The sequence below is a fragment of the Dyella sp. 01N36 genome (assembly GCF_056399745.1).
Window position 1 is genome coordinate 83,851 of sequence record NZ_JBFTRY010000007.1, and the last position, 26,409, is coordinate 110,259.

The window sequence follows — 26,409 nt, forward strand, 5'->3', positions numbered from 1 at the left end:
CACCATGAATGACGAAAAGAAGATCGATCGCGTGCAGACAGGCGTACGCATCGAAAAGCGGATCTTGAAAGTACTCAAGAGCCTCGCCGAGACCATGGACATCTCATTGGGTGATCTGATTGAAGGGATCGCCTTGCATGCCTTTGAGAACAAGAAACCCTTTTCGACGAAGACGCTGCAGCACATCCAGAAGCTGCGAGAGGTCTACGGGCTGGACCTGACCGCCGAGGACAGCCACAGGTTGAAGGAATGACTGTGTCGCCAATGCAGCATTTCAACCAGCTATTGACGTAAGGAGAAGCAGATGGGTGCGTGGGCTGCAAGAGTCTTCGACGATGACACCGCTTTGGATTTCCTCGAGGAACAGCTCATTCCGCGGGCCGACCCGCGAGCAGTGATGCGAGCAGCATTCGAACGCGCGCTTGCCGTGGACTACGTGGACTATGACGATGGCCAGGCAGTGCTCGCTTGCGCGGCAGTCATCCTGTCGGCAAGGAACGGGCAGCCCTTGGACGATGACGAAACCGGAGCGCGGATAGCCTGGCGCGAAGGCCTGGCCTCACTCGACTTCTCCTCCCTGGCCGAGCTTGGTTCGAAGGCATGCTTGCGCGTCTGCGGCGAGTCCAGCGAACTGAGAGAGCTCTGGGAAGAAGACGCCGATTTGCTTTCCGCCTGGATCGGCCATGTCGAGTCGTTGGCCAGAGATATGAAACACAGCCGTTCCGGCCAGTGACCTGCAAGGACGCGAGATATCGCCTTCGACGGCGACGTCAGTGGGTCGATTCCACGCATGGCTAGACATGCCCAGTGCCACCCATGGCATCGTGCTCTTTGGCGACTCCATCTCGCCGGACGCGCCAGCATCCGGCGAGATGGGTCATGACCCATCTGTCCTATGGTTCATCACCATCTTTCAGTACCGTGGCATAAGCCTCATTCATGTAATCAAGCAGATCCGCACGAAGTGCCTGCAGCGTCTTTTGTGCGTCCGACTGGAAGGCTAGTGCGGCACGTTGAAAGTCGGACCACGGGAGGGTTGTCACCAGCGTGGTATCCAATACCGTGCTGACCGCCTTGCCGATGTTGAGTGGGGTCAAACCCCTTGGCATGAACGCGATGGGTTGGATGGACCGGCTTCACGCGCTCATGACGCCAGTCCATGGCCTGCTTCGACCGCGCGGCAGCGTGGCTGCCGTGCATTGCTTGAGGAAGTCATCGTCCGCGCAAGCGACGTTCTCCACTGTCATCGCGCCACTGTGCCGCCATCGACTGACGGCACTTTCGGTGACGCCCAACAGCGCGGCCAAGACGCTGAGCTTATAGACGCCACGTGCGTGCATGGCTTCCCCCAGCCGATTCCCCCGCACGTTGTCCATGGAACGATCGGCTCCTGGATATCAGATGCACCAAAAGTCTACGAAGCCATCGCCAAGGTTCCCGGCAATGACTCGATGAAATTGATCCCCGTGCATCGCCCGTGGGTGGAAGGAGGGCGAGGCGAAACGAACTTGCGAACGCATTGACGCGTGTACCGAGAAACCATGGCGCGCACCTCTGCCATCAAGTGATATGAAGGCGGTTTATGCGTCCACTGATTCGTATCGCGGAACCGTTCAAGAATTCGCAGAAAGCACCAAACTGCGCCATCCGTCAAAAGAAGTAGCGATGCGTTGTGCAGGGGGGGATGAAGCTTCACCATGAATTTGGCGGCGGGCATTTCTGCGCATTTCTGCATACCGGGGCTCACGGCATGGCGCGCAATCGCATGGCCTTACTGGCGCGCCATGACTTCTGGCAGGGCTGTATCCGTCGCCCCAGTGCGTCACCATGATGTTATAACATAACATTTGATGGCCTCATTGATGGGCATGGATGTCGTCAAGCAACGGCCAATCGGGACGTATCCGTGCATGCTCGTCTGATCGAAATCTTCCTGGCGTCCCTCGTGCTTGGGGCGACGTCCTTGTTCTCCCGCATCGTAGTCTGGATGCCTGGCGGCGTGCGGACTCGCTGGCTGCCATGGCTGCAGGCCATGGCCGTGGGATTGCTGATCGGCGACAGCCTTCTGCATCTCTTGCCGCACGCGTTGGGGTCACATGACGACCTGAGCGAGATCATGCTCGCTTTCATGATTGGCGCGACATTTCTCGCCTTGGTCGAGAACGTGGTGCGTGCCCGGGGCCTCAGCGCAAGCGTGATCGCGCCGGCCGCGCGGATGACGCTCGCCAGCGATTTTATTCACCATTGCGTCGATGGGATCATCCTGGCCGGCGCTTTTTTGGCGAGTCCTGCGGCCGGATATGCGGCGCTTGCCGCTATTGCGATCCACGAGATTCCCCGTGAGATGGCGAGCGCCGGCGTGCTTGTTTCCAATGGCTATGATCCGCGGCGCGCCTTCATTCTGTCGCTCGCCATGGCCATCGCCGTGCCTGCCGGGGCGCTCGCCGTGGCAGCGACCTTGCCATCGGAGAGAGCAGCAGCGTTGACAGCGGCGTTCGCCGCCGGCTCCATCCTGTATGTCGCATTGGCGGACATCCTTCCCGCGGCGTGGCTCAAGGCAACCGGAAGTGCGCGGTTGGCGCCCGCCATCGGCATTGCCGCTGGTGTGGTGTCCATGTGGCTGCTGGCCCGGGGCGAACGGGCATGACGGCCAAGCGTTTGGTACGGACGGCCGGCAGGCGTTGGGCGACGGGTTCGATGATGAGCTGCGCAGCCTGGCACAAGCGACTGCGCCTGATTTTCCTCGGGCTCGTGCTGGCAAGCCTGTCGCAGGAAGTCACTGCCGATGGCCAGGTGCGAGAACCGGATGGCGTCAAAGACCGAAATGCACTTTGGAAGAAGCTGGGTCAAGTCTGCGCGCCTGCAGCGGCCTCCCGCGTCCACCCGCCATCGCCTTGCATCGTAGTTCCAGGCGATGGAGCTCTTGGTGGCTACGCCATCCTGAAGGATCAGAAGGGGCGCTATCAGTACCTGGTGATACCGCTTGACCGCATCAGCGGCGTGGAAGATCCGGCATTGCAGAAGGACCGCGCGCCCAACTATTTCGCGCGCGCCTGGGACGCGAAGCGATATGTGGAGGCGGCGTTGCACGGACCTCGTCCGCGTGACCAGCTGATGCTCGCAGTGAATTCCCGCTACGGACGATCACAGGATCAGCTCCACATCCATATCGACTGTGTGCGGACGGATGTGCACGAGGTTCTGGAACGCTTGCTTCCCACCATCGGTATCCAGTGGCAGAAGCTGGCTCAGCCGCTGCCTCCCTTTGGGCATGCCTATGACGCCCGATGGGTGGGCGGCGAATCGCTATCGGTTGATCCGTTCAAGTCCTTGGCGGCCGCACTCCCTGCAGGAGACGCCATGGGTCGTCATGGCCTCGCCGTCGTCGGAGCGCGAGCGCCGGACGGCCGTCCAGGATTCATCCTGCTCAGCATCAAGGCGTCGCTCGACCAGGGCAACCGCGGCAGTGCCGAGGAACTGGAAGATCACCAATGCGCGATCGCAGGCGAACCACATCGCACCGATACCGCCATTTCGTTTCCCACGAGGCATCACGAGTCCCCACATGAAACTGTCTCAAACAAAGAAGCCATTCTGCTGGGTCCACCTTAAGCCACGAAGCGTTCGGTCAACGACGCTCAAGCTGATCTGTGCATGCGTGGGCTTGGGGCTCTGTTCGTTGTCGATCGTTGCCGCAAAGCCCGTTACGCGCGCTCCCGAGCCTGACTTCCAGATCGTTGAAAGCGTGCCGGAGGGGACGTTCTATGGTGAACCAGGCGTGCCGCGCACGCAGGCCATATGGCTGCAGATGATCCGCTCGGCCCACAAGAGCATCGACGTGGCCGCGTTTTACATTGCAGACAAGCCGGGCGGCGGGGCACTTTCGCCTGTATTGAACGCACTTGCCGAGCGCGCTGCGGCAGGTGTCGCCGTGCGGGTGCTGGTGGATCACACGTTCCTGAAGAGTAACCAGGAGGGCGTGGATCGCCTGCGTCAAGTACCTGGCATCACGATCCGCGTTCTTCCCGTGGACGAATTGACGGGTGGGGTGCTGCACGCCAAATACATGGTGATCGACGAGGAGGCGGTGTTCATTGGCAGCCAGAACTGGGACTGGCGAGCACTTGAGCAGATCCACGAGATAGGCGCGCGTATTCGCAATGAGCGCTTCGCAAAAACGGTGGAAGCGTCCTTTGAATTCGACTGGCAATTGGCCGGCCATCCGGATTTGCCCAAGGCTGCCGAGGCGGCCCAGGTTTCGCCCGGCTTCACGCCCGCGACCGAAGACAATCCGGTCGTTCTCCAGGATGGCGACTCTTCACTGATCACGGCTTTCCCTGCTTTCAGCCCGCCGTCACTCATGCCTGCATGGGTCAGCAGCGAAGAGGGGGCATTGATCCATATGATCAACGCAAGCCAGCACGTCATGCGCATACAGGTCATGACACTGTCGGCGATCAGACATTTTGGCGCCAAGGGCTGGTGGTCTGATCTGGACACAGCCATTCGCGACGCAGCCGCCCGGGGCGTGGACGTCCGGATCATCGTCGGCGACTGGTCGCTCAGCGAACCTACGCAGTCCTACCTGAAGAGTCTTGCGTCGTTACCCAATATCACGGTGAAGTTCAGCCGTGTTCCTCCATCGCCAAGTGGATTCATCCCGTACGCGAGAGTGGAGCACGCCAAATATGCCGTCGCGGACGACGACAAATCGTTCGTCGGCACGGGCAACTGGGAGTGGAGCTATTTCCACAACACCGTGGACGTGTCGGTTCGCCTGAACGGGAAATCGGCCGCCAGCACCTTGGCATCGATCTTTGATCGCGACTGGAGCGGGGGCTACGTCACAACGCTGGTCCCCGGCGAGAGCTATCAGGCGCCGCGAACACATTGAAGGTCGGCTGCGCGCGCAACGTGGCTGCTGGCGACCTCGATTGCCGGTGCATGCCTGATCTAAGACTGCAACTTTCGTTGAGTAACCTGTCCGGCCATCGCAGCGTCCTCACGCTGACGGCGCAGCGACGCGACCCGACGCTGATGACCTGTCCGGGCGCAACTCCGCGGTCCGGTTGACTTATACGAAGAAGACAGTCGAAAAATGATCCTGATGAAACGCTATCCATCGCTGCGCAAGGTCTTGCGCGTGACACTCTTTGGCCTTGCCACGCTCGTTTGCGCAGTTCCCGCGATGGCCGCCGATCATGCGGCGGACGTCGATCCCCTGATCGGCGAGGACTGGTTCGGCGAAGTGTTTGTCGGCGCGACCACGCCGTTCGGCATGGTGAAGCTAGGTCCCGATGTCCACGACTTCGGCGCCCGCAAGGGTTTCCAGAGCGAAGGCGACATCCGCGGCTTCAGCCATCTGCATCTGAGCGGTGGCGGCGGCAAGTACGACAACATCCGCGTCGCGCCGGTCATGGGGGCTCTTGATCCCAAGGACATCCATTCGCCACGCAGCGGCGAGCAGGCGAGCGCCGGCTATTACGCGGTGAACCTGGATCGCTACGGGGTGAAAGCCGAGCTGACTGCAACGCGTCGCGTGGGCATGCATCGCTATACGTTCGCGCAGGCCGGCGACGCACACATCACGCTGGACCTGGATCTGCTGGTCAAAGGGACGGGCGAGGAGACGCAGCGCTTCCTCGGCGGCGAGATGTCGGTCGTCTCACCAAATGAGATCGTCGGCGTGGGCCGCTACATCGGCGGCTGGAACGAGGGCGGCGAGTACGACGTGTATGTCGACCTGATCACCGATACGCCTTCGCAAGGCGCACATACGTGGCTGGGCGACACCTTGAGCGCCACGCCCAAAGCCAGCACCGGCAGCGACCGGCCGCTGGGCGCGTCGCTGGACTATCGCGTTACGCCAGGGCAGGCGATCCAGGCGAAGGTGGGCATTTCCTTTGTGAGTGCAGGGCAGGCGCATCGCAACGCGACCGAAGAAGTGCGCGACTGGCGCTTCGACGACGTGCGCAACGGTGCCGTGGCGCAGTGGAACAAGGCGCTGGGCCGCATCGAGATCAGCGGCGCGACACCGTCGCAGCGTCGCCAGTTCTATACCGCGCTGTACCACACCATGATGATGCCGTCGGACCACACCGGCGAGAATCCGAAGTGGTCCTCGAAGGAGCCCTACTACGACGACTTCCAGGCGATCTGGGACACCTTCCGCAGCGATGCGCCCCTGCTGATCCTGATCGCGCCGGATCGCCAGCGTGACATCCTGCGTTCGCTGATCGATACCTATCGTCACGCCGGTTACATGCCCGATGCGCGCGTGGGCAACGACAACGGCCGCACGCAGGGCGGCAGCAATGCCGACGTGCTGGTGGCCGATGCCTACGTCAAGGGGCTTGGCGGCATCGACTACGCCACGGCGCTGAAGGCGATGGAGAAAGATGCGCAGGTGCCGCCCGCCAATGCACGCAAGGAAGGGCGCGGCGGCCTGGAGTCGTACAACAAGCTCGGTTACATCGCGCAGCCGACCGAACGCGCCGGCTCGCGCACCGTCGAATACGCCTATGACGATTTCGGCATCGCCGAAGTGGCCTGCGGACTCGGCCATGCGAAGGAAGCCGAGCTGTACAAGTCCCATGCCGGCAACTGGGCGAACCTGTGGGATGCCTCGTGGCAACAGGAGGGCATCACCGGTTTCCTTCGTCCACGCAACGCGGATGGAAGCTGGGCGCCGCAATACCTGGTGCGCCGCGGCACCTGGCCGGATTTCTACTACGAAGGCGACTTGTGGACGTACTCGCTCTACGCGCCGCAAGACGTGCGCAAGCTGGTGCAGCTGTCCGGCGGCAACGAAGCCTTCGTCAAGCGACTGGATGCCCTGTTCGACGGCCTGCATTTCGACATCACCAACGAGCCAGGTTTCCTGATACCCGATCTCTATCTGTGGGCCGGACGCCCGGACCGCACGGCGGATCGCTTGCTGACCTATCTGCACAAGGCGTTCAAGGATACGCGTGACGGCATTCCGGGCAATGACGATTCCGGTGCGATGTCCAGCTGGTACGCGTTCCAGTCGATGGGCTTCTATCCGAACGCAGGGCAGGACGTGTACCTGATCGGCACGCCGTCGTATCCGCGCGTGGACATCGACCTCGGTGGCGGCCACACCTTCACCATCGTCGCGGACAACCTCGACGGGAACAGCGTCAATCGCTACATCCAGTCGGCCACGCTCAATGGCCAGCCGCTGGACAACGCGTGGTTCCGACACGGCCAGATCGCCAAGGGCGGCACGCTGATGCTGGTCATGGGGCCGACACCTTCACGCTGGGGCACCGCGACACCGCCGCCGTCCCTGTCCGATCCCGGCTTTGCGCTCTGCACGGCCAAGCGTTGATTCCCTGCATCGCGCCGGCGAACCCGGCGCGGTCTCTCCACGATTTCAGGATGTCCGACATGCTTCTCCGTCATTCCATTTCATGGTCGCTGTTTGCACTGACCGCCGTGGCGCTGGTGTCGCCGGCTGCGGCCGACGATGCGCTGCGCATCAACCAGATCCAGGTCATCGGCACGCACAACAGCTATCACATGGGCTTCGCGCCCAGCGCCACGCGGCTGATGCAATCGGAAGCGCCGCAGGCGCTCGCCGCCATCGACTACAGCCATCCGGCGCTCACTCGCCAGCTGGACGACGGCGTGCGACAGATCGAGCTGGACGTGTTTGCCGACCCTAAAGGCGGCAAGTACGCGCATCCGTCGATCTCGCACATGATCGACCTGGCCGGCCTGCCGGATGATCCGCCGATGGCGCCGCCGGGCGTGTTCGATCAACCCGGTTTCAAGGTAATGCACATCCAGGACATCGATCAGCGCAGCACCTGCCAGCCGTTCACCGCCTGCCTCACGGAAGTGCGGACGTGGTCAAAGGCGCATCCGGGTCACGTACCGATCTTTATCCTGATCGAAACGAAAGACGGCGCCTTGCAGGCAAAGATTCCCAGCGTGACGCCGGATCCGTTCACGCCGGCGGTGTTTGATGCACTGGATAAGGAGATCGCTTCCGTCTTCGCTGCCGACGAGATCATCACGCCCGACCAGGTGCGCGGCGGCCACGCCACATTGGACGAGGCCGTGCGCGAAGGCGGCTGGCCGACACTGACCAAGGCACGCGGCAAGGTGGTGTTCCTGCTCGACCAGCGCAAGGCGGAGTCTATCTATCTCGAAGGACATCCGGTGCTGAAGGACCGAATGATCTTCACCAACGCCACGCCGGGCGCGCCGGACGCAGCCTTCACCGAATGCAACGAGTGCACCGCAGCGCAGATCAACGAACTGGTGCATCGCGGCTACCTGGTACGCACGCGTTCGGACGACCCGGAACAAGGGCAGGGCAAGCGCAACGACGGCACCCGCCGCGATGCCATCATCAACAGCGGCGCGCAGATGATCAGCACCGACTATCCCGCCGGTGAACCATCGGAGCACGGCTATCAGGTTGGTTTGCCCGATGGCGTCGCTGCACGGTGCAACCCCGTGCTCGTGCCGGATGCCTGCAAGGGCAAGACGCTGGAGAAGCTGGCGAAGCATTGACTGTGAGGTGGCCCGCTGCCGATCGGGCGGGCCATTGCATGGCAGCGCTGCGCTTGCGACTGGAGGAAGTTATTGCGGTATCAGGTCACCCACCGGGCAGTTCAGCTTTATCCCCGCGAGCCAGGGCGCTCATGGCAAGCCTCCAGGCCCATGTGACTTGCGGCACTACTGGCTTATCAGGCGGCCGATGCAACCTGTAGGTGATGCTGGGCGTCACGGACTGAACAAACGGGTGATCAGTGCGCGCAATCCTTCGACGAGTGGCCCTTATTTCCGCAAGTGCGGCCTTGGCGCTCGTTGTGATCGCAGGCGGGTTCGCTCTTGCGTTGCACTTCAATTTCCATCGCGCTGCGCCAGACGCTAGTTATCCGACAGCGGCGTCGCCACTGGAGGCGCAGCAGCAAGATGTCGACTATTTCGCCAAGGTGGTAGCGCGCGATCGTGCTTTTTCACCTGCCGACCGCCAAAAGGCGGAAGCACGCATCGCCGCCCTGCGGGCCCTGCCAAGTGCGCTGCCGTCAGCCAAGTTGCACGTGGCGCTAATGCAAGTGATGGCGCTGGCCGACAATGGTCATTCCCGAATAGATGCAACGTCCGATCAGGGCACGCTGCTCGTTCCGCTAAGGGTGACGCGCTTTGCGGAAGGTTTCTACGTAACTCGGGCGGCGGCTGCCTATCGCGACATGCTCGGCGGCCGCGTAGTGAGTATCGACGGTCATCCGATCGATCAGATCTTGCTTCAACTGGACACGCTTCGCGGCGGCGTGGAGCCATTTCGCCAGGAAAACGATGCGGCATACATCAGCGTGCAGGATTTGCTTTACGGTTTGGGCGTCGCTGCCACCGCCACGGCTTCGACCTGGACTGTCGTGCTGCCCGACGGTCGAACGGTGACGCGTCCGCTGGATGCTTATTCGAAGCGCAAGGACGACAGCATGCCTCTGGAAGGACCCTGGCTGTCGCCCGAGTTGAGCAAGGGCGCCGAGCAAGGCTGGAGCGCATACCATCCGCAATCCGCCGAGCTGCCGCAAACGTGGCGGGATCTCGATAACCCTTACCGGATATTCCCCGCCGCGGGCAGCTGTGCCCAGGTTGTGCAACTGCAGAGTATCGGGGACGTCGGCAGCCACCGGATTGCGCCGTTTCTCAACGCGGCGAAAACAACGCTTCGCGCAAACCCGCCTTGCGCCGTGATACTCGACCTGCGCGGCGATGGTGGTGGCGATTACACCAACACCTGGCACTTCGCGCATGCACTACCCAACTTGATCGCGCGAGACGGCCGCATTTTGGTGCTCACCAATTCGCAGACGTTTTCCGCTGCGATCACGACGGCTGCATTCGTCAAAGACGCTGGCGGCGACCGGGTCACCATCATTGGCGAACCCGTCGGCGATCGCTTGTCCTTTTTCTCCGAGGGCAGTAAAGCCTGCTTGCCCAATCTCAAGGTATGCGTCTACGCGCAGACGGCGAAACACGACTACCAGCAGCCCTGCGAGAACTGGCGCGTATGCTTTTGGCTCAACTGGTTCTATCCAGTCAGAGTGAAGACTCTGCAGCCGGATATCGTCGTGCCGCTCAGATTTGAAGACTGGAACATGGGCAAGGACGCAGCCTTCGAGACGGCACGTCAGCTAGCTTTGCTTCCAGCCCGCAAGATGTAAGTTCGCGACCAGAACTCTCGCGTGGCCAAAAGGCGTGCAAAAATGTGCACTCTGACCCCCGATTTTGCACCCGCGCCGCCTCTCATTGAGGATGCCTCTGAATCCCCTCTGATAACTTCATAAATCCCAGTCGTTCCGCGCGTTAGGATCTTTCCATCGAATGCGAGGCATGTTGCAGCGGGCCTTCTGACCGCGACTCCCGTGCCATCGCTGATCGGCGGAAACGCTCTGATTGAAGTACGTGGAGGATTATGTATGACCGTCTGGGACAGCGCGCAGCGCCTGCGCGATGAGAGGCTACGCGCAGGGGCGACGTACGCGCAGGGCAAGCGGGTTGCAAAAGCAGACGCCACGGCCTTGCTCGAGGCGGTTATACGGCCCGGCGATCGGGTGTGCCTTGAGGGCGACAACCAGAAGCAGGCCGACCTGCTGGCGAGCGCGCTGGCTGCGGTCGACAAAGACAGAATCCATGACCTGCATATGGTGCAGTCGGGCGTGGTGCTTCCCGAACACCTGGATCTTTTCGAACTCGGCATCGCCAAGCGCCTGGACTATGCCTATTCGGGACCGCAGTCCCAGCGCATCGCCAAATCGCTTTTTGCCGGCAAGATCGAGCTTGGTGCGATACACACGTATCTGGAGCTTTTCGCACGTTATTACATCGACCTCACGCCCCAGGTGGCATTGATCGCGGCGGTCAGTGCCGACCGCGAAGGTAATCTCTATACGGGGCCCAATACCGAGGACACCCCGGCCATCGTTGAAGCGACCGCGTTCAAGGACGGCATCGTCATTGCGCAGGTCAATGAGATTGTCGACAAGCTGCCCCGTGTCGATATCCCGGGCGACTGGGTGAATTTCGTCATCGAAAGCGGCAAGCCGTTCTACGTCGAGCCGCTGTTCACGCGCGATCCCGGCGCCATCACTGAAACACAGATCCTTACCGCGATGCTCGCCATCAAGGGCATTTACGCGCCCTATGGCGTGCAGCGCCTCAACCACGGCATTGGCTTCAACACGGCCGCCATCGAGCTGTTGCTGCCGACCTACGGCGAACGCCTGGGCCTGAAAGGGAAGGTGGCGAGCCATTGGGCGCTCAATCCGCACCCCACCTTGATCCCCGCGATCGAATCGGGCTGGGTGCGGCAGATCCACAGCTTTGGCTCGGAAGTGGGTATGGATGGCTATATCCAGGCGCGGCCCGACGTGTTCTTCACGGGCCCTGATGGCTCCCTGCGCTCCAATCGCGCCATGAGCCAGACCGCCGGCTTGTATGCCGGCGACATGTTCATCGGTTCCACGCTGCAGATCGACTTGCATGGCAATTCATCGACGGTCACCGCCGACCGTGTGGCGGGCTTTGGCGGCGCTCCCAACATGGGTAGCGACGCACGCGGCCGGCGCCATCCCAGCCAGCCCTGGTTGCAGGCGGGCAAGGAAGCCGATCCCGATAGTCCTGCTCCGTTGCGTCGTGGTCGAAAGCTGGTCGTGCAGATTGGCGAGACCTTTGGCGAGAAGAACGCCCCCATGTTCGTGGAGCAACTGGACGCCTTGAAACTGGCTGCAAAGCTCGACCTGGAACTGGCGCCCGTCATGGTCTATGGCGACGACGTGACCCACATCGTCACCGAGGAAGGTATTGCCAACCTTCTGCTGTGCCGAAGCCATGATGAGCGGGAGCACGCCATTCGCGGCGTCGCGGGCTATACCGACGTAGGGCGCGCGCGCGACAGGAAGCTGGTGCAGCAGTTGAGGGAGCGCGGCGTGATCCGGCGCCCGGAAGATCTGGGCATTGATCCCCTGGACGCCGATCGCCGCTTGCTGGCGGCACGCTCCATCAAGGACCTGGTGCAATGGTCCGGCCATCTGTACGCACCGCCGTCCAAATTCCGAAATTGGTGAGGAGACCCATCGTGGAAACACTCAACTACCGCAACAAGGCGCAGCAGCGCGCAAAGGGCACAAGGCGACAGGCCATCGTCGGCGTGGTGGCCTCCGGAAATCTGGAGGTGCTGGTCGAACGCATACTTCCCGATGGGGAGTGTGAAGTGGACATTCGCACGGCAGCAGAAGGTTTCGGCGACGTGTGGCAGGCCGTGATTTCCGACTTCGTCGAACGCCGCTCGCCGGGAGGGCTGAAGCTCTCGGTCAACGACGGTGGCGCGCGACCCGACACGGTCGCTCTTCGACTGGCGCAGGCGGTCAGCGCCATGGAAGGAGATCACACATGAGCACGCTCGCCCTGGACAATACGAAACTCGGGCGCCAGTCCTTTGTATCAACCGATAGCTGGTACGAGGCCTCAGCCAGACAGCGCGTAGAGGGTCTTCTCGACGCCAACAGCTTCGTGGAATTCATCGGCCCGGAGATGCGCGAGACAAGTCCGCACCTGGCGCTGTTCAACCTGCCCGAGCAGTTTGACGACGGCATGATCGTAGGGCACGGCCGGATCGATGGCGCGCCCGTGTTCGTTGCCGCGCAGGAAGGCCGTTTCATGGGCGGCGCGTTTGGCGAAGTACACGGCGCCAAACTGACAGGACTGCTGCGTGCCGCCCGCGATATCGCCTCGGTGCCGGTGCTTATGCTGTTCGACACCGGTGGTGTGCGCCTGCAGGAAGCGAATGCCGGTGAACTGGCGATTGCCGAGATCATGCGCGCCTTGATGGAAGCGCGCTTCGCCGGTGTGCCCGTGGTGGGATTGGTGGGTGGCCGAGCAGGATGCTACGGCGGTGGCGGATTGATTGCGGGCTGCTGTTCGGCCCTGGCGGTGTCGGAACAGGGACGCATCAGCGTTTCCGGGCCGGAAGTCATTGAGACCAATCGTGGCGTAGAGGAATTCGACTCCAGGGATCGCGCCCTGGTATGGCGCACCATGGGCGGCAAACATCGGCGCCTGATCGGCGGTGCGGACGTGTTTGCCGACGACACCATCGACAGCTTCCGGGATGCCGCCCGCTATCTCATCGAGCTTGTGTCGGCGCCGACGCTGGCCACGCTGGAGGCGGAGCAGGCACGCCTTGCACAGCGTATCGGCGACTTTGGCGCTTGCGCCGATGCGCTCGACATCTGGCGCTTATTGGGCGCGACCGAGCCGGAAAACATTCCCGCCATGTCCTACGAGGCATTCGTTGCGCTGGCCGATCGACTTCAGGAGCTTCGTCATGACGCTCGATAAGATTCTTGCATCGCTGTTTCCTGGTGGCCACGACGTCGTCCGTGAGGGCGGCCTGATATCCGGGCGGGGCCGTCTCCCGGAGGGTGGTTCGATCGCCGTGATCGGCGTCGAAGGTCAAACGCCTGTCGGCGTGGAAGAGGCCGCCAGGCTCGCCAGTGACGTCATCGAAGTCATCAAGTCAGGTGGCAACGAGCCCATCCTGGTGTTGATCGACAGCGGCAGCCAGCGCATGAGCAAGCGCGACGAGCTGCTGGGCATCAATGAGTTCCTGGCGCATCTGGCGAAGTGCCTGATACTCGCCGACAAGCTGGGGCACCCCACGGTCGGCCTGCTTTATGGCCATACAGCCGCGGGGGCGTTCATCGCCACGGCGCTGGCAACACGCACGCTGCTGGCGCTGCCTGGTGCGGAGCCGGCGGTGATGGATCTTCCTTCCATGTCGCGTGTGACCAAATTGTCCATCGACGTGCTTGAGGAGAAGGCCAGGTCCACGCCGGTCTTTGCGCCTGGTCTGGACAACCTGTTTCAGACGGGCGCTGTGGCTGTCACGCTGGACCCGGCCAGTTCGCTCGCCGATCAACTGCAGGCGCAACTGTCCCGTCCGGCCGAGCGCGAAGACAACCGCGACCAACTTGGTGCACAACGCAACGGTCGCCCCAAGGCTGCCGATATCGCGAGGCGTGTCCATGAACTTGCACGCGCCTCAGTCTGATCCGCTGCTGCAGCGACACCGGCTGGTTCACGTCAGTTCCGCTGCGTGGAACGCGTTGCTGGCGTCACGTAGCGACTTGGCGAATGAGCCGTTGCTGCCCGGTTGGGTAGCTCGCGGCTGGCCACTCATCGTGCGTCGCCCCGCGCCTGGCGACAGTGACGGGATGCCGCTTGGCTTGCCGCTGCCGCCTTCGGCAGGCAAGCGACGCATAGCCATACAGATGGCCGCTGACGATATGGTTGCCACGACCCCGCTGCCCACACTGGCCGAATGCGTCGATACGGCTCCAGCTGCGTGGCAACCGAGCCTGCGGCAACTGGCAACTCACGCAGGGGCCTATGGCGTGGAGGCTCGTGTGTTCGGCAGCCTGGCATGGCAGCGGCTGACAGGCCTGACCTATCTGAGCCCGGGCTCCGATCTCGATATCGTTTGGACGCTTCCAGATCGCAATAGGATCAGCTGGTTTCTTTCGGACCTGGCTGATATCGATTCGCACGCACCGGTACGAATCGATGGTGAACTTCTGCGCGCCGATGGCGCCGGCGTGAACTGGCGCGAACTGCACTCCGGCGTGCCTGAGCTGATCCTCAAGAGGGCTGCTGACGTGATCCTGTGTCGGCGTGAATCGTTCATCGGAATCGCATCATGAATGCTTGCATGTCCGCTGCGTCGAATGCCCTGCTGGCCGACCGCCTGCCTGTTCAATCTTTCCAGGAGCGCGTGGCGGCATGGGCCGAGCGCAGTTTGATACTGGAAATCGAGACGTGGCCCAAGCCTGGCCTGGTGAGTCATGTCGATACGGGAAGCCATGTGGATATGGACGCCGACACCTTCAGGCGGAGCGCATCGGCTCTGCGGCCTTACTTTGCCGCCTTGACCGAAGCGGGCATGCACAATGCCTCCATGACAACACTACGCAAGATCGGCTTGCGCGCCGAACGCGCCATGCTCTCTGCCACCGGTGGCGTGAACACGCACCGCGGCGCGATCTTTGGCGTCGGCTTGCTCTGCGCGGCGGCAGGCTTGCGAGAAGCCGGCCTTGTCGATGCGGGTGAAGCCTTGGGCACCGTGGTGAAGCGTCGATGGGGCAGGGAGATCCTTGCCGGTCCGAGACTCCCCGATAGCCATGGCGAAATGGCCGGCGCGCGCTATGGTGCCGGCGGTGCTCGCCAGGAAGCAGCGCAAGGTTTTCCAAGCATCTATGAAGTTGGACTGCCTGCACTGCACGATGCGCAACGCCTTGCGCCGGGCCATCTCGAAGCGGCGCGCGTACAGGCGTGCTTTGCCCTGATTGCCGCCATCGAAGACACCAACCTGTTGCATCGCGGCGGCGCGGAGGGTCTGCGTTTCGCGCAGCAAGCAGCGCAAACGTTTCTCGACAAAGGCGGCGTCGGCGATCCGGCGTGGCAGGGACGTGCCGAACGCATTCATCGCGCGTTTGTCCGGCGCCGACTCAGTCCGGGTGGTGCGGCAGACCTACTCGCCATGAGCGTCTTCGCCATGGAACTGGAACAGCTGCCATCGCATCGCTCTGCCGCTGAGATGAGGTAAAGCATGGCACTGGCCATTCTTTGTTCCGGGCAGGGCGGTCAACACGCCGGTATGTTCGACCTGACAGGCGACGCACCTCAAGCCGCTTCATTGTTTTCACATGTCTCGGCGCAGCTCGGCAGCGATCCCCGCACCCTGGTAAAGCAAGCCGACCAGGAGACACTCCACCTCAATCGGACGGCACAACTGCTATGCGCGCTCCAGGCACTGTCCGCAGCAGCGCTGCTCGATAGCGCACTTCCGGGCCAGCGCTGTGTGGCCGGCTACAGTGTGGGCGAAGTCGCCGCCTGGGGCGTGGCGGGATTGACAGGAGCCGTCGACACGCTCGACCTCATCGACACACGGGCCCGCCTGATGGATGCCCAAAGCCATGGCGATGAAGGCATGCTCTTTATTCGTGGATTGGATCGGGCGAGCGTCGATCAATTATGCGCAGGTCGCGAAGCAGCCATTGCGATTTGCAATCCCGCCAACGCCTGGGTACTCGCCGGTAAAAAGGACGCACTGGACCTCATCGCGCACGAAGCCACCCAACATGGCGCCTTACGCGTTTCGTCGATTCCCGTGAACGTGCCTTCCCATACCTATCTGCTTGCCAACGCTTCTGTCGCTTTTGACCGCGCGCTGGCAGACGTCCATCTTCAAACCGCACGCCAACCGAAGGTTCGTCTCTTCAGTGGCATCGATGGCGATCCCGTTTTGGATGCCGGCACCGATATCCACAAGCTTGCTTTGCAGATATCGCATCCCATCCAATGGGAAAAATGCCTGGCGGGTTGCGTGGAGGCGGGCGCCACCGTCTTTCTGGAACTGGGTCCCGGTCGGGCCCTCGCCGATATGGCCGCAGGCGTCTATCCCGGGATTCCCGCGCGAAGCCTTGACGATTTTCGTTCGGTAGGCGGCATACTCGATTGGTTGAAGCGAGTCATGGGATCGGCGTGAGCTCCATGCCTTTGCCTGATTTGTTCGACACGCGGCAACGGGGAGGCTCGATAGCCTCCCGCGCCGTACGACCTCGAAAGCAGGCCGCGACCATCAATGCTTGCGCGGAAGACTCAACGCGCGGATCACGTCTTCCCTGAGCAGATACACCGATACGACCAGCAGCACGAGGTCCTTCAACAGGAAGGCTGCGTTCATCGCCATCGCGGGAAAGCCGCCGGCACCAGCGTCCCAGCCATCGGGTACGAACGGCAGAATCGTCAGGGTGGAGATGAAAGTGGCGATGGAGCCGAGCGCGCCCAACACACCCAGCTTCTTGTTCCAGAAGCCCAACAGCAGCAGCGAACCGAACGTCCATTCGGCAGTGCCAAGGAGGATGGCGGTGCCGTGGATGCCCAGCAGCGGGATCGTCCAGAAGATCAGAGGCCCGTGCATGATCAGCGGTGCCAGGGCCGTGATCTCGGACTGGAACCATTTGTCGTAGCCGAACCAGGCGAAGATGACGACCATCGCAGCACGAAGCAGGTGGTAATCGAGGTCTTTCTTCAACAGGCCGGATTTGGCAAGAAGCTGGAGGAGGGCGTTCATGGCTTTTCCTTCGTGAGATGGGTTGGCAGAAGTCGCGTGGTGTGCATCGGGCCACCAGGGCGGCGTCACATCCGCTCGGGTTGATCTGTGCGACGGAGCTACTTTACGAAGGACTGCTGAGACGATTAATATCGAATCGTCTTGATTACATGCTCAAACGTATCAAAGGAAATGGGCCATGTCTCCACCGCTCGATTGGTTGAGCCGATTGCTGGAAGTGACGCCGGTGCGCGGGCAGCTCGATTTGCGCTGCCAATACGGAGCGCCCTGGCGTATTGATCAGGCGGCTTTTGCAAGCGGGGAGATGGCCTACCACATCGTCCTGAGTGGCTCGGCATCCTTGGTCGATCCCGATGGAGGGAAGCCCGAAGTTCTGCAAGCTGGCGACATCCTGCTGTTGGCCCATGGTGAAGCGCATAGCTTGCACGACGGCAGCGGAGCTCGTGCCAAGCCCGCAAAGACTCGCGTTGCTGCCAACCTCGTGTTCAGTCACAACGCAGGCAGAGGCGATCGGCTGGATATGCTGTGCGGACGCTTTGTGCTGTCGCCCCCGCATGCGCGTCTCCTGCGCCGCTATCTTCCGGCGCGCCTCATCGCGCGCACCGGCGTTGCCGCGGCAACATCGAACGGCCAGGAAAACGGCGCAGCGCTACACAGCCTCATGGCGCTGATGCACGCTGAGAGTGGTGCTGATTTCCTGGGTGGACGCGCGATGCTCGACGCCTTGTCGACTGCCTTGTTTGCCCTGACTCTGAGGTTTGCCAGTGCGTCGGGCGAAGCGCCCGCCGGGCTGCTGGCATTGGCGGGGTATCCGCGGCTTGCTCCGGCACTGGATGCCATGTTCCACAACCCCGGACATCCGTGGACGCTTCCGCTGCTCGCACAGAAGTGCAATATGTCGCGGGCGACGTTCGTCCGTCTGTTCCAGGAAAAACTCGGCATGTCGGCCAGCGACTTGCTGACGGATATTCGCATGACACTATCGGCGAACGAACTGCGAACAACGAACGCCTCCACCGGCGCCATTGCTGAAGCCATCGGTTATCAGTCCGAAGCCGCCTTCCAGCGAGCCTTCAAGCTGCACATGGGCGTGACCCCGGCACGCTGGCGAAAGCAGGCGGGAGTCGACGAAGGCGCTGGCTAGTTAGTTGTTGCGTGGTGAACACAAGGGCGCGGGACGATGATGCGAGGACGCGCACGTGATCGGGCCACGGCGCATCGTGCAGTGCGCTGCCGTCCTCGTTCCATCATCGATCTCAATCACACACAAGGACAGGCACTTCCGTACTCAGAAGCAGTTTGTTGGTTTCGCTACCCAGTAAAAGGCGACCCATCCCCAAGCGGCCATGGGAACCCATCATGATGAGGTCACACCTTTGCTCGCGAGCGATACGGTCGATGGCTTCATGCGGGCGATGCGTGTATTCGAACGAGGACCGCCAGCCACCATTCGATCCGACGATCTATTTGCGCTCGCGTGGCGTGAGCGTCAGCGAGATTCCGCCATACGCGAGCCCGTTGAACTCCGGTCCGGAGTTGATGCGAACAGCTGGGCGACTGTCTGCCGACTGCCTGGTCACATTGCATCTCCAGGGAGCGCGATGAAGGCACAAACGATAACGATGCGCATGCGCGGCATCGAAACAGGTGGCCGGTGTATCGTCGGCACTCCGCTTTCATGTAGTGCAGAACAATGCCTACTCCCCATGTTTGGCGATATCTCGGGTTCCCGCACACTCGGCATGGCAAGGACGAATCTCCCTCTGGCCGACTAAGCCGAGTCGTCACCCCTTGCATCCTGCTCGCTTTGCTGCCAGCACTTGCGATGGCCGGACCATCAGCCACGTCCACCGCCACCACGATCTTGGCGGCCCAGGCACCTCCTGTCGCCCTGTGCGTGAGCTGTCACGGCGATCGCGGGGCGGGTTCCGATGCAGTGGGTGCGCCTCGCCTGGCCGGTATGAATCCGGACTACCTCGCGCACGCCCTGTCGATGTTCAAGGACGGGACTCGAACCAGCGTCGTCATGCAACCGGTAGCACAAAGGCTCTCCGAGGACGACATGCACGCGCTTGCAACGTATTTTTCAGGGCAACATCCACCGCTTGCGCAGGCACAGCATATTCCCTCGGCGGAGATGATTTCGGCTGGCAGGCGGCTTGCCGAAAGCGGGGGCACGCATGGCGTTCCCTCTTGTTTTAGTTGCCACGGCCCATCCGGGCAAGGTAACGGCGCGCGCTTTCCGTCCATTGCGGGCCAGCCAAAGACATTCTTGATCGCACGGATTCACGAATTCCAGGCAAGGGCCCGAGCCGCACCGCCCAAGCCGGGATCGATGACCGAGGTTGCATCAAAAATGGACGACGCGCAGATCGAAGCGTCTGCTGCTTTTTTCTCCGTAACCATGCCCTGACCATCGTTTACTCAGAGATCGCTTGGCCAGACATGGACCAAGCCGATACGTTCTCCACAACAGCACATTGCCATGTCGCCGATGCTCGAATCCCTCGTCCGGGCCTGATCATCGGGTTTGGCCAAGGCAATGGCGTGCGCGGTAGCGACTTCGCCATCCGATGCAGCATGGATCGGATGGCACACCGGACTCTGCGTAAAACTACGGTTTTCTGAAGCGCGTCTTTGCGGGACGATGAGCTGCTGCTGCGGTATGGGTACGTGGAGAATCGGTGATCTTCACCCCGGTGATCGTCATCAGGATTCAGGTGTCGCGTCACCCAGCATGCGATGGATAGCCGGAACTTTCACCCTCAGTCACGGAGTCATCCTATGAAAGGTCGACGCCTCGTTCAGACATCCTTGGTGTTATGCGCGCTAACCCTCTGCCAGATCGTCAGTGCCGCCAACCTGGAATGCACCATGCGGTTCAACCTATCCGGCTGGTCGGTGATCTACAAGCACACGAGCGGAACCGGCGTGGTTACCTGCACGAACGGTCAGACCATGAAGGTCAAGATCGAAAGCCATGGCGGCGGACTGACGGCCGGCAAATCGCGCATTGATAACGGCATCGGCAATTTCAGCGATATCACCAAGATTGGCGATGTGCTCGGCACCTATGCACAGGCGGATGCCAGCGCAGGCGCCGTGAAATCCGGAACGGCACAGGTGCTCACCAAGGGCCAGGTCTCGCTTGCGCTATCTGGCGCAGGCCAAGGTATCGATCTCGGCGTGAGCATAGGTGGCATGACGATTTCGGAAGACAAGTAGCGCTGAAGCCTTTGTCGAAATGATGGGTCCCAAGACCATCGCCCAGGTCTGCTTCTGGCCCAACGCAGAGCTCGACGATTCCCGGGGAAGGGAAGGGAGCGCAGGGCGGCGCGGATCAGGGCAAGTTATCGCGGCGGGACCTTGATCCATTCGCCGGGCTCCGTCCACGAGTCCGGCTGAATAGGGGGGGCGGGGCTGGTCAACTCTGGGGGCGTGGTTTGCCAGCTCCGCGCCGTTCGCGTTTTCCCGCGTTGGTCAGCACCAGGTAGATTCCCTGCCTTGAGTGCGTATCAAGGTGTTTGCGGGGGCGATTGCGGCAATTGCAGTGCTGCCCGAAGTTCAGCGCACGCCGCCTGGTAGTCCGCCTGCCAGTCGGCTTGCTGCAGCAACTGCGCTCCGATCACCGTTCCGGCCAGGCGCCCGGCTTCCACGTCGCTTGGAAAATGCACGCCCATCACTACGCGATGCTGCGCGTACTGGTCGGCTCGAGCGAATATTTCCGCGCGCTTCTCCGGCACCATGTTGGCAAGCAAGATCGCCGTCGTATAGCCGAAGGTGGCGTGTCCGCTCGGGTAGCTCCAATCGTCCGGCTTTTCCTTGGACAGCGGGTGCACCTGGTCGGACGTCACTGGGGGACGGGGCCGTCGCCAGTAAAGCTTGGCATCCTTCACCTCGGCCTTGTCGAAGTCGGCGACGCGTTCAAAGAATGCGGCCGTCTTCGGCAATGTCGCCGCTTGCATGGCCGGGCCAAGCGTGTCGGCAAAACGGAAAACGGAGCGTTCCATATCCGCTTTCGCTGCCGACTGTTCGTCGGTCGTTCGCGACCGTTGTACGGCGAGCACGGCCTGCAGATCCTGCCTGGCCGCAGCCGAACCTGCTGCCGGGGGAGGCGGCAGCAGGTTCGGCAGTTCGATAGAAGCACGATTCGGACTGACACCGTCGGCCAGTGCGGGCTGGCCGATCAGCAACATCAACGACAAGAGTGCAAGGCGTTTCATCAGAACAGGTCAGCCGAAATGGTGAAGTTGAAGTTGCGCGCCGGAATGGTCCAGTACAGCGGCGTACTGTCCGCCGCCGTGACGCCGGCCAGCGCGTTGATGTGCGTGTTGTCGAACAGATTGTTGAGCTGCACGCCGATCTTGATGTCCTTCACATCGCTGATGTGCGGATCGAACTTGTAGCTGGCGGCAAAGTTGGTGATCGCATAGCCGCCGATCGGCGTGTCATCCTCAGCATTGGCCGTGTAATAGGTCTTGCCGACGAACTTGTCGAACAGCGAAGCGTAGAAGGGACCATCGCTATAGATGAAACCAAGCGCGGCGGTCTTGTGCGGCGTGTTCGCATTCCACTGGTTGTCGGTGGTCTGGATCGCACGGTTGAGCGAGCCGTTGGCGTAGACGCTGAAGCCCGCGCCGAGCACGTAGGTGCCTTCCAGCTCGAGGCCTTTGTAGTGCACGCCGCCGCCGTTGTAGAACTCGGTGACGCCGCCGACCTTCTGGCTCTGGACGAAGTTGTTGAAGTCGATCTTGTACACATCACCCGATACCGTCAGGCGATCGTCGGTCCAGGTGGTGCCGAGCTGGATATTGGTGGTCTTTTCCGGCGCCACGGCGCTATCGGAAACCGCCGGATTGGGCACGTACAGCAGGTTGAGGTTGGGCGCCAGGTAACCCTTGGCCCACTGCGCATAAGCCGTCCAGTTCGAGCTGAAGTTGTAGTGGAAAGAGGCCGAAGGCAGGGTGGCATTCCACTTCTTGGAATAGTCGAGCGGCGTTTCCGTCTTCTGGTTGACCGTTGCGTTCAGATCGCGCTCGAAGTTGTTGTACTTCACGCCGCCAATGACATATGCATTGTCGGTGATGTTCCACTGGTACTCGACGAACGGCTGGATCGTGATCAGCGTGTCGGTCATGCGCCGATCCGCCGAAGCAAGCGCCAGCGAGGACGCGCCGGGCGCGATCACCGGATTGAGCTGGTTGATCGTGTCGTCGAACTCATACAGCCAGCGGATGTCGTCCTGGTGGTCGTACCACACGCCGGCGCGCAATTCGCCAGGGCCAAGTTCCTTGCCCACGCGGAAGATGTCGCCCCACGAGCGATTGGTGTTGCGCATGTGCTGGCCGGGGACGTCGGTGGCGCTATAGAACGTACCGTTCGGCGTTTCGCCGTTCGGATCCAGGCCGTTGAAGCCGAAGTGGTTGTAGCCGTAGGTGTAGACCTTGTTGTCGATCGTCCAGCCGTCGAACGCCGAGTGCAGCCCGATGTAGCCGAAATTGGTGTTGATCTCGTCCTTGTTGTAGCGGTAGTAGGCCTGGCTGGTCGGGTCGTCGTTCAGCGCATAGTTGTTGCCGTGCTCCGCGATCTGCGCCTTGGTGGCGCCGAACGGCACGTACTGGTTCAGCTCGTTGTCCATGGCGACGAAGGTCAGCGTGGTGTTCTCGCCCAAGGGCTGGACCACCTTGGCGAACACGGTCTGGCGACGCTGGCCGGCAAAGGTGAGGTAACCGTCCGACGAGCTGTTCTGCAGGTTGATCACCGCGCTGGTGCCGCTGCTGGTGAAGGCGCCAGTATTGATCGTTGCGCCTTCGATCGCCGTTTCCCAGCTGCCCAGGCTGATGTACGGGTTGATGCCGAACTGCTGCTGCGGATTGAGCGAATCCACCGAAATGGTGCCGCCGAAGGTGGCGTTGCCGAGCGTGCCGGCGGTGCCCGGGCCGCGATCCACCGTCACCGAGTTGGTTTGCTGGTTGGTGAAGTACGAGGTGGAGTGGTGCGTGAAGTCATTGGAGTCCATCCACGGGATGCCATCGAACGTCACGTTGTACTGGCCGTCCTGGAAGCCGCGGATGGAGACGACCGGCGCCTCCATCAGGCCCGAACCGTTCGGCGTCACGGTGTACACGCTCGGCGAGATCTGCGCGATGTCGGTGTAGTCGCCGGTCGGTGGCACATTTTCCTGGATGTAGACGCGGCCGATGGTCGACTGCGGCTCGGTGGCCACCATGGAGGCTTGCGACGGGGCGATCGTGGTCACCGTGTCGGTGCCGGTCACCTGCACCGCATCGAGGCTCTTGGCCTGTTGCGGCGTGGCGCTGGTGTCGGCGGTGGCGTTGTCGCCAGCCCATGCGGGGGAGGCGATCGCGGCGGCCAGGCAAAGAGCAAGCGTGGTGCGGGAGCGCCCGAATAGCGCCGAAATATGCCGTGTCATGGTGTGCCCGTTGTTGATTTTGGGGAGAGGCGACGTGGGGCGACACCGTAATGACGGCAAATGACAATTTGGCAACAAAATGATTATTCGATAATTCGCCGAATAATCGCATTTATTTTCGCTAAGATAATCATAAGATTTGTGAAAGTGATTTTGTAAGGTAAATCTAAGATTTAATAAGGCGATTTAATAAGCTGGTCATAAGGATCGCTGTGTCAGGGACTTGCGGTGCTTCGGAAGGGGCGGCGCCAACGATGCCACTGGATGTGGCACCGGATCGACTTCACCGAGCGGTCTGCCTTCGATTCGCGTTCGCAGCGCTGGATGTCCACCGGTCCATCCATTGAAAGACTTCGTCGTACCACTGGATGGTGTCCGCCGCTTTTACTTCGTAGTGCCCTTCGTCGGGGAATACGATCAACCTGGATGGAATATTTCGCTCCTGCAGCGCTGTAAAGGCAGCCACGGCTTGCCCACTGGGGCTTCTGAAGTCCTTTTCGCCGGTGATCACCAGCTGCGGCGTTCGCCATTGGGCAACGGCATTGACGGGATTCCAGCGCTCGTAGTCGGCGGGGGCGACGTAGTACGGCTGGTTTCCGAAGTCCCAGTGATCCTGGGCCAGTTCGTCCGTCTCGTAGGTCATCCCGCGTTCGTCGAAGATGCCGTCGTGCTGGACAATGCATTGGAATCGGTCCGGCCAATGGCCTTCGATCCAGTTCATCATATAGCCGCCGTACGAGGCGCCTACCGCGCAGGCATGATCGCCATCGAGGAAATCGAAGCGCTCGATCGCTGCCGCCAGGCCGCGCTGGATGTCCTCAAGAGGCAGATCACCCCAATGGCGATTGACGGCATCCGTGAACGCCTGGCCGTGTCCCGTGCTTCCATGGAAATCGATGGAAACCACGCCATAACCGTGTTCCGCGTAGAGCGCCAGATTCAACGGCCATCGGGCATACCAGATGTCGCCGAGCGAGGATTGCGGACCACCATGAACAATCAGCGAGACGGGGGCTTTCTTGCCGCGAGCCAGCTCAGGTGGGCGTAGCGCCAGACCCCACACCTCGTCTCCCTTGGCGCCGATAAATGTGAAACGGAATACCTGTGGCCAGTCGATTCCAGCCAGTTTTTCGGCATTTATATTCGTGAGCCTCTCAAGCTCTCCCGAAGCTTCTCGACGCCACAGATCCGGCGGCTCCGTGAGGCCATCCTTCTTGAGGATCAGCGAACGATCGGGCTCGGCCGCTATCAGCGTGATATGGCCAGAGGCGGTCAGCCGCCGCACGGCACCGCCTTCAACATCGACGCTGAACGCAGGATGGTCCAGCGTGTCATTGGCAGTCACGTAAAGCGTTCTCGAATCGGCGGACCAGACGATGGCATCAGGCGACCGATCCCATTCCTGGGTGAGCGGATGAATCATTCCGCTTGCCAGATCACGAAGCCACACCACGCGCCTGTCGTCGGCATAGCCCGGACGCGAGGCCGCGAGCCACGCCAGCCATCGCCCGTCGGGCGACACCGTGGGCAGCTCGTCCGCTGCTGCATTCGCAGCGGTGAGATCGACCGGACCATCGGAGCAGTCTGCTTGCCGGGCGTAGATATCTGCATTGGTTGATAGTGGCTCGATCCGGCCGGCAACTCTTAGTGAGAAATAGATCGTTTTGCCGTCCGGGCTCCACGTCGTCTCCTCTTTTCCGCCGCCAGGCTTGGATGGAACGTCTCCGACCAGCGTGGGCGCAACCGCGCAGCCTCGTCCTGTGACTTGTCCACTGCGCAAACGCATCAGGAATAACTGGGACCGATTGCCGTCTGCCCATTGGTTCCAGTGCCTGATGGGAAGATGATCGAAGATCCGTGCGCCGCTGATGGCTTTGGGCGCGCTGCCCTTCTCGTCGAGGAATGACGCGTGCGGCCGTCTATCCGCCCAGACGAGAATGGAATCGCCCCGTGGAGCGATGCGAAATCCCGCAAGGCCGTCGGATGCCAAAACGGCCGTTGGTCTGGCGCCATCCATCGCGACCCGAAAGATCGTCGGCGTCGCCGATGGCCGTTCGGACAGGAAGTACAACGCACCGTCCGCCCCAAACTCAGGAGCCGTCGGCGCGGCATCATCAAGGGTGGTGAGTCTCTCGGGCTTGCCGCCGCTTCGTGTGAGATCAAGGCGCCACAGCGAGCGTTGCGTTCGCTTCGCAAGCAGGTTCTCTGAGGATTGCTCCCATACCAGCCATTGTCCGTCACCCGATACGGTGGCAGCACCGATCTGGGCCAGCTCGACAAGATCCGACTGCGTAAGGGGGCGGGCGAGGGTCGAGTCTGCAAACGCCATCATCAATCCGAAGGCGAAGGCGCATGCCTTCATTCTTTTTGTGCACGCAGGCTTCATTACCGACTCACTCTCGCGGCGACTGGCTGTTACTTGATGCCAGCCTGGAACGGTTGGATGCGTCGGGCGCGAAAATCGATGCCATGACTCTTGACCCATGGGCGACTCGGTCACCAGGCATCCTGCGTTCTGAAAGACAGCATGAAGCGCGCTGAAACGTACTGGACTGCGGCCGGTTTCACAGACACCGGGTTTAGGTGGGATGATGAAGCCGGAGGTGGTTTATGGGAACACGAAGGACGTTCAGTCGCGAGTTCAAGCTTGAAGCGGTGCGACTGGTTAACGAGCGCGGTGTAGCGGTGACGCAGGCGGCCCGTGATCTGGGGCTGCATGAGAACGTGCTGCGCAAATGGGTACGAGAGCTGGTGGCCGATCCGCAGCAGGCGTTTCCCGGGCAAGGGCAGATGAAGC

The 26,409-nt window shown here is 61.6% G+C and carries 25 protein-coding genes; 19 read left to right on the top strand and 6 right to left on the bottom strand.

The window, feature by feature from the left end; translation table 11 throughout:
- Positions 1-4 precede the first annotated feature (4 nt).
- Both AC1DMG_RS03380 and AC1DMG_RS03385 read left to right on the top strand, forming a co-directional pair.
- Positions 5-253, top strand: coding sequence for a hypothetical protein (locus AC1DMG_RS03380; protein ID WP_441603904.1), 249 nt, complete (start codon positions 5-7; stop codon positions 251-253).
- A gap of 51 nt (positions 254-304) precedes the next feature.
- Positions 305-733 (top strand): DUF4259 domain-containing protein, encoded by a 429-nt coding sequence (locus AC1DMG_RS03385; protein WP_477177108.1) that lies wholly within the window; start codon positions 305-307, stop codon positions 731-733.
- Positions 734-893: 160 nt separating this feature from the next.
- Here AC1DMG_RS03385 and AC1DMG_RS03390 read toward each other — a convergent pair whose 3' ends face one another.
- Positions 894-1,097 (bottom strand): hypothetical protein, encoded by a 204-nt coding sequence (locus AC1DMG_RS03390; protein WP_477177107.1) that lies wholly within the window; start codon positions 1,095-1,097, stop codon positions 894-896.
- 809 nt (positions 1,098-1,906) lie between these two features.
- On the opposite strand from AC1DMG_RS03390, the gene AC1DMG_RS03395 reads away from it, so the two are divergent.
- From AC1DMG_RS03395 to AC1DMG_RS03455, 13 genes are all read left to right on the top strand, one after another.
- Positions 1,907-2,647 (top strand): ZIP family metal transporter, encoded by a 741-nt coding sequence (locus AC1DMG_RS03395; protein ID WP_441603901.1) that lies wholly within the window; start codon positions 1,907-1,909, stop codon positions 2,645-2,647.
- On the top strand, positions 2,644-3,612 hold the full coding sequence (locus tag AC1DMG_RS03400) for a CDP-diacylglycerol diphosphatase (protein WP_477177104.1): 969 nt from the start codon (positions 2,644-2,646) through the stop codon (positions 3,610-3,612). Before AC1DMG_RS03395 ends, AC1DMG_RS03400 begins: the two co-directional genes overlap by 4 nt.
- Complete coding sequence (locus AC1DMG_RS03405) at positions 3,566-4,894, top strand: phospholipase D-like domain-containing protein (RefSeq protein WP_477177103.1); 1,329 nt, start codon at positions 3,566-3,568, stop codon at positions 4,892-4,894. Before AC1DMG_RS03400 ends, AC1DMG_RS03405 begins: the two co-directional genes overlap by 47 nt.
- A gap of 213 nt (positions 4,895-5,107) precedes the next feature.
- Complete coding sequence (locus tag AC1DMG_RS03410) at positions 5,108-7,354, top strand: GH92 family glycosyl hydrolase (RefSeq protein WP_477177102.1); 2,247 nt, start codon at positions 5,108-5,110, stop codon at positions 7,352-7,354.
- Between the two features lie 59 nt (positions 7,355-7,413).
- On the top strand, positions 7,414-8,547 hold the full coding sequence (locus tag AC1DMG_RS03415; protein ID WP_477177101.1) for a phosphatidylinositol-specific phospholipase C1-like protein: 1,134 nt from the start codon (positions 7,414-7,416) through the stop codon (positions 8,545-8,547).
- A 287-nt stretch (positions 8,548-8,834) separates the two neighbouring features.
- Positions 8,835-10,211 carry a S41 family peptidase gene (locus AC1DMG_RS03420; protein ID WP_477177100.1) on the top strand — a complete coding sequence of 459 codons (1,377 nt, stop codon included), beginning with the start codon at positions 8,835-8,837 and terminating at the stop codon, positions 10,209-10,211.
- 255 nt (positions 10,212-10,466) lie between these two features.
- Entirely contained in the window at positions 10,467-12,113 is a 1,647-nt protein-coding gene (mdcA, locus tag AC1DMG_RS03425) for a malonate decarboxylase subunit alpha (protein WP_477178622.1), read from the top strand.
- Positions 12,114-12,124: 11 nt separating this feature from the next.
- Positions 12,125-12,442 (top strand): malonate decarboxylase acyl carrier protein, encoded by a 318-nt coding sequence (gene mdcC / locus AC1DMG_RS03430; RefSeq protein ID WP_477177098.1) that lies wholly within the window; start codon positions 12,125-12,127, stop codon positions 12,440-12,442.
- Complete coding sequence (locus AC1DMG_RS03435; RefSeq protein ID WP_477177097.1) at positions 12,439-13,386, top strand: biotin-independent malonate decarboxylase subunit beta; 948 nt, start codon at positions 12,439-12,441, stop codon at positions 13,384-13,386. Before mdcC ends, AC1DMG_RS03435 begins: the two co-directional genes overlap by 4 nt.
- The gene (mdcE, locus tag AC1DMG_RS03440; RefSeq protein ID WP_477177096.1) at positions 13,373-14,098 is read left to right on the top strand and encodes a biotin-independent malonate decarboxylase subunit gamma; all 726 of its coding nucleotides are present in this window, start codon (positions 13,373-13,375) and stop codon (positions 14,096-14,098) included. The genes AC1DMG_RS03435 and mdcE overlap by 14 nt, the downstream gene beginning before the upstream one ends.
- Positions 14,073-14,747 carry a malonate decarboxylase holo-[acyl-carrier-protein] synthase gene (mdcG, locus tag AC1DMG_RS03445; protein WP_477177095.1) on the top strand — a complete coding sequence of 225 codons (675 nt, stop codon included), beginning with the start codon at positions 14,073-14,075 and terminating at the stop codon, positions 14,745-14,747. The genes mdcE and mdcG overlap by 26 nt, the downstream gene beginning before the upstream one ends.
- Before the next feature lie 8 nt (positions 14,748-14,755).
- A complete protein-coding gene (gene mdcB / locus AC1DMG_RS03450) occupies positions 14,756-15,649 on the top strand; it encodes a triphosphoribosyl-dephospho-CoA synthase MdcB (RefSeq protein WP_477177094.1) in 894 nt (297 codons plus the stop codon).
- Between the two features lie 3 nt (positions 15,650-15,652).
- Complete coding sequence (locus AC1DMG_RS03455) at positions 15,653-16,591, top strand: acyltransferase domain-containing protein (RefSeq protein WP_477178623.1); 939 nt, start codon at positions 15,653-15,655, stop codon at positions 16,589-16,591.
- Positions 16,592-16,684: 93 nt separating this feature from the next.
- On the opposite strand, the gene AC1DMG_RS03460 is transcribed toward AC1DMG_RS03455, so the two are convergent.
- Positions 16,685-17,179, bottom strand: a complete 495-nt coding sequence (locus tag AC1DMG_RS03460) for a DUF417 family protein (RefSeq protein WP_477177092.1) — start codon at positions 17,177-17,179, stop codon at positions 16,685-16,687.
- A 178-nt stretch (positions 17,180-17,357) separates the two neighbouring features.
- Here AC1DMG_RS03460 and AC1DMG_RS03465 point away from each other — a divergent pair, with 178 nt between their 5' ends.
- Positions 17,358-18,323 carry an AraC family transcriptional regulator gene (locus AC1DMG_RS03465; RefSeq protein ID WP_477177091.1) on the top strand — a complete coding sequence of 322 codons (966 nt, stop codon included), beginning with the start codon at positions 17,358-17,360 and terminating at the stop codon, positions 18,321-18,323.
- Positions 18,324-18,435: 112 nt separating this feature from the next.
- Here the strand turns inward: AC1DMG_RS03465 and AC1DMG_RS03470 are convergent, their stop codons facing one another.
- Positions 18,436-18,642, bottom strand: coding sequence for a universal stress protein (locus AC1DMG_RS03470; protein ID WP_477177217.1), 207 nt, complete (start codon positions 18,640-18,642; stop codon positions 18,436-18,438).
- 362 nt (positions 18,643-19,004) lie between these two features.
- Between AC1DMG_RS03470 and AC1DMG_RS03475 the strand changes: the two genes are divergently transcribed.
- Entirely contained in the window at positions 19,005-19,592 is a 588-nt protein-coding gene (locus tag AC1DMG_RS03475) for a c-type cytochrome (RefSeq protein ID WP_477178624.1), read from the top strand.
- 371 nt (positions 19,593-19,963) lie between these two features.
- Positions 19,964-20,404, top strand: a complete 441-nt coding sequence (locus tag AC1DMG_RS03480) for a hypothetical protein (RefSeq protein WP_441603885.1) — start codon at positions 19,964-19,966, stop codon at positions 20,402-20,404.
- 290 nt (positions 20,405-20,694) lie between these two features.
- Here AC1DMG_RS03480 and AC1DMG_RS03485 read toward each other — a convergent pair whose 3' ends face one another.
- The 3 genes from AC1DMG_RS03485 to AC1DMG_RS03495 form a co-directional block, all read right to left on the bottom strand.
- Positions 20,695-21,402 carry an acid phosphatase gene (locus AC1DMG_RS03485; RefSeq protein ID WP_477180175.1) on the bottom strand — a complete coding sequence of 236 codons (708 nt, stop codon included), beginning with the start codon at positions 21,400-21,402 and terminating at the stop codon, positions 20,695-20,697.
- A complete protein-coding gene (locus AC1DMG_RS03490) occupies positions 21,402-23,612 on the bottom strand; it encodes a TonB-dependent receptor (protein WP_477177088.1) in 2,211 nt (736 codons plus the stop codon). Before AC1DMG_RS03490 ends, AC1DMG_RS03485 begins: the two co-directional genes overlap by 1 nt.
- Positions 23,613-23,895: 283 nt before the next feature.
- Positions 23,896-25,998 carry a S9 family peptidase gene (locus AC1DMG_RS03495; RefSeq protein WP_477177087.1) on the bottom strand — a complete coding sequence of 701 codons (2,103 nt, stop codon included), beginning with the start codon at positions 25,996-25,998 and terminating at the stop codon, positions 23,896-23,898.
- A gap of 224 nt (positions 25,999-26,222) precedes the next feature.
- On the opposite strand from AC1DMG_RS03495, the gene AC1DMG_RS03500 reads away from it, so the two are divergent.
- On the top strand, positions 26,223-26,409 hold a 187-nt coding region (locus AC1DMG_RS03500; RefSeq protein ID WP_477180176.1), incomplete at its 3' end, for a transposase.

Excerpts from the sequence above, each read along its gene's own strand:
- AC1DMG_RS03380 (WP_441603904.1), top strand. The coding sequence starts at position 5 with ATGAATGACGAAAAGAAGATCGATCGCGTGCAGACAGGCGTACGCATC.
- AC1DMG_RS03385 (WP_477177108.1), top strand. The coding sequence starts at position 305 with ATGGGTGCGTGGGCTGCAAGAGTCTTCGACGATGACACCGCTTTGGAT.
- AC1DMG_RS03400 (WP_477177104.1), top strand. The coding sequence starts at position 2,644 with ATGACGGCCAAGCGTTTGGTACGGACGGCCGGCAGGCGTTGGGCGACG.
- AC1DMG_RS03405 (WP_477177103.1), top strand. The coding sequence starts at position 3,566 with ATGAAACTGTCTCAAACAAAGAAGCCATTCTGCTGGGTCCACCTTAAG.
- AC1DMG_RS03410 (WP_477177102.1), top strand. The coding sequence starts at position 5,108 with ATGAAACGCTATCCATCGCTGCGCAAGGTCTTGCGCGTGACACTCTTT.
- AC1DMG_RS03415 (WP_477177101.1), top strand. The coding sequence starts at position 7,414 with ATGCTTCTCCGTCATTCCATTTCATGGTCGCTGTTTGCACTGACCGCC.
- mdcA (WP_477178622.1), top strand. The coding sequence starts at position 10,467 with ATGACCGTCTGGGACAGCGCGCAGCGCCTGCGCGATGAGAGGCTACGC.
- AC1DMG_RS03435 (WP_477177097.1), top strand. The coding sequence starts at position 12,439 with ATGAGCACGCTCGCCCTGGACAATACGAAACTCGGGCGCCAGTCCTTT.
- mdcE (WP_477177096.1), top strand. The coding sequence starts at position 13,373 with ATGACGCTCGATAAGATTCTTGCATCGCTGTTTCCTGGTGGCCACGAC.
- mdcG (WP_477177095.1), top strand. The coding sequence starts at position 14,073 with ATGAACTTGCACGCGCCTCAGTCTGATCCGCTGCTGCAGCGACACCGG.
- mdcB (WP_477177094.1), top strand. The coding sequence starts at position 14,756 with ATGTCCGCTGCGTCGAATGCCCTGCTGGCCGACCGCCTGCCTGTTCAA.
- AC1DMG_RS03455 (WP_477178623.1), top strand. The coding sequence starts at position 15,653 with ATGGCACTGGCCATTCTTTGTTCCGGGCAGGGCGGTCAACACGCCGGT.
- AC1DMG_RS03460 (WP_477177092.1), bottom strand. The coding sequence starts at position 17,179 with ATGAACGCCCTCCTCCAGCTTCTTGCCAAATCCGGCCTGTTGAAGAAA.
- AC1DMG_RS03465 (WP_477177091.1), top strand. The coding sequence starts at position 17,358 with ATGTCTCCACCGCTCGATTGGTTGAGCCGATTGCTGGAAGTGACGCCG.
- AC1DMG_RS03475 (WP_477178624.1), top strand. The coding sequence starts at position 19,005 with ATGGCCGGACCATCAGCCACGTCCACCGCCACCACGATCTTGGCGGCC.
- AC1DMG_RS03480 (WP_441603885.1), top strand. The coding sequence starts at position 19,964 with ATGAAAGGTCGACGCCTCGTTCAGACATCCTTGGTGTTATGCGCGCTA.
- AC1DMG_RS03485 (WP_477180175.1), bottom strand. The coding sequence starts at position 21,402 with ATGAAACGCCTTGCACTCTTGTCGTTGATGTTGCTGATCGGCCAGCCC.
- AC1DMG_RS03490 (WP_477177088.1), bottom strand. The coding sequence starts at position 23,612 with ATGACACGGCATATTTCGGCGCTATTCGGGCGCTCCCGCACCACGCTT.
- AC1DMG_RS03495 (WP_477177087.1), bottom strand. The coding sequence starts at position 25,998 with ATGAAGCCTGCGTGCACAAAAAGAATGAAGGCATGCGCCTTCGCCTTC.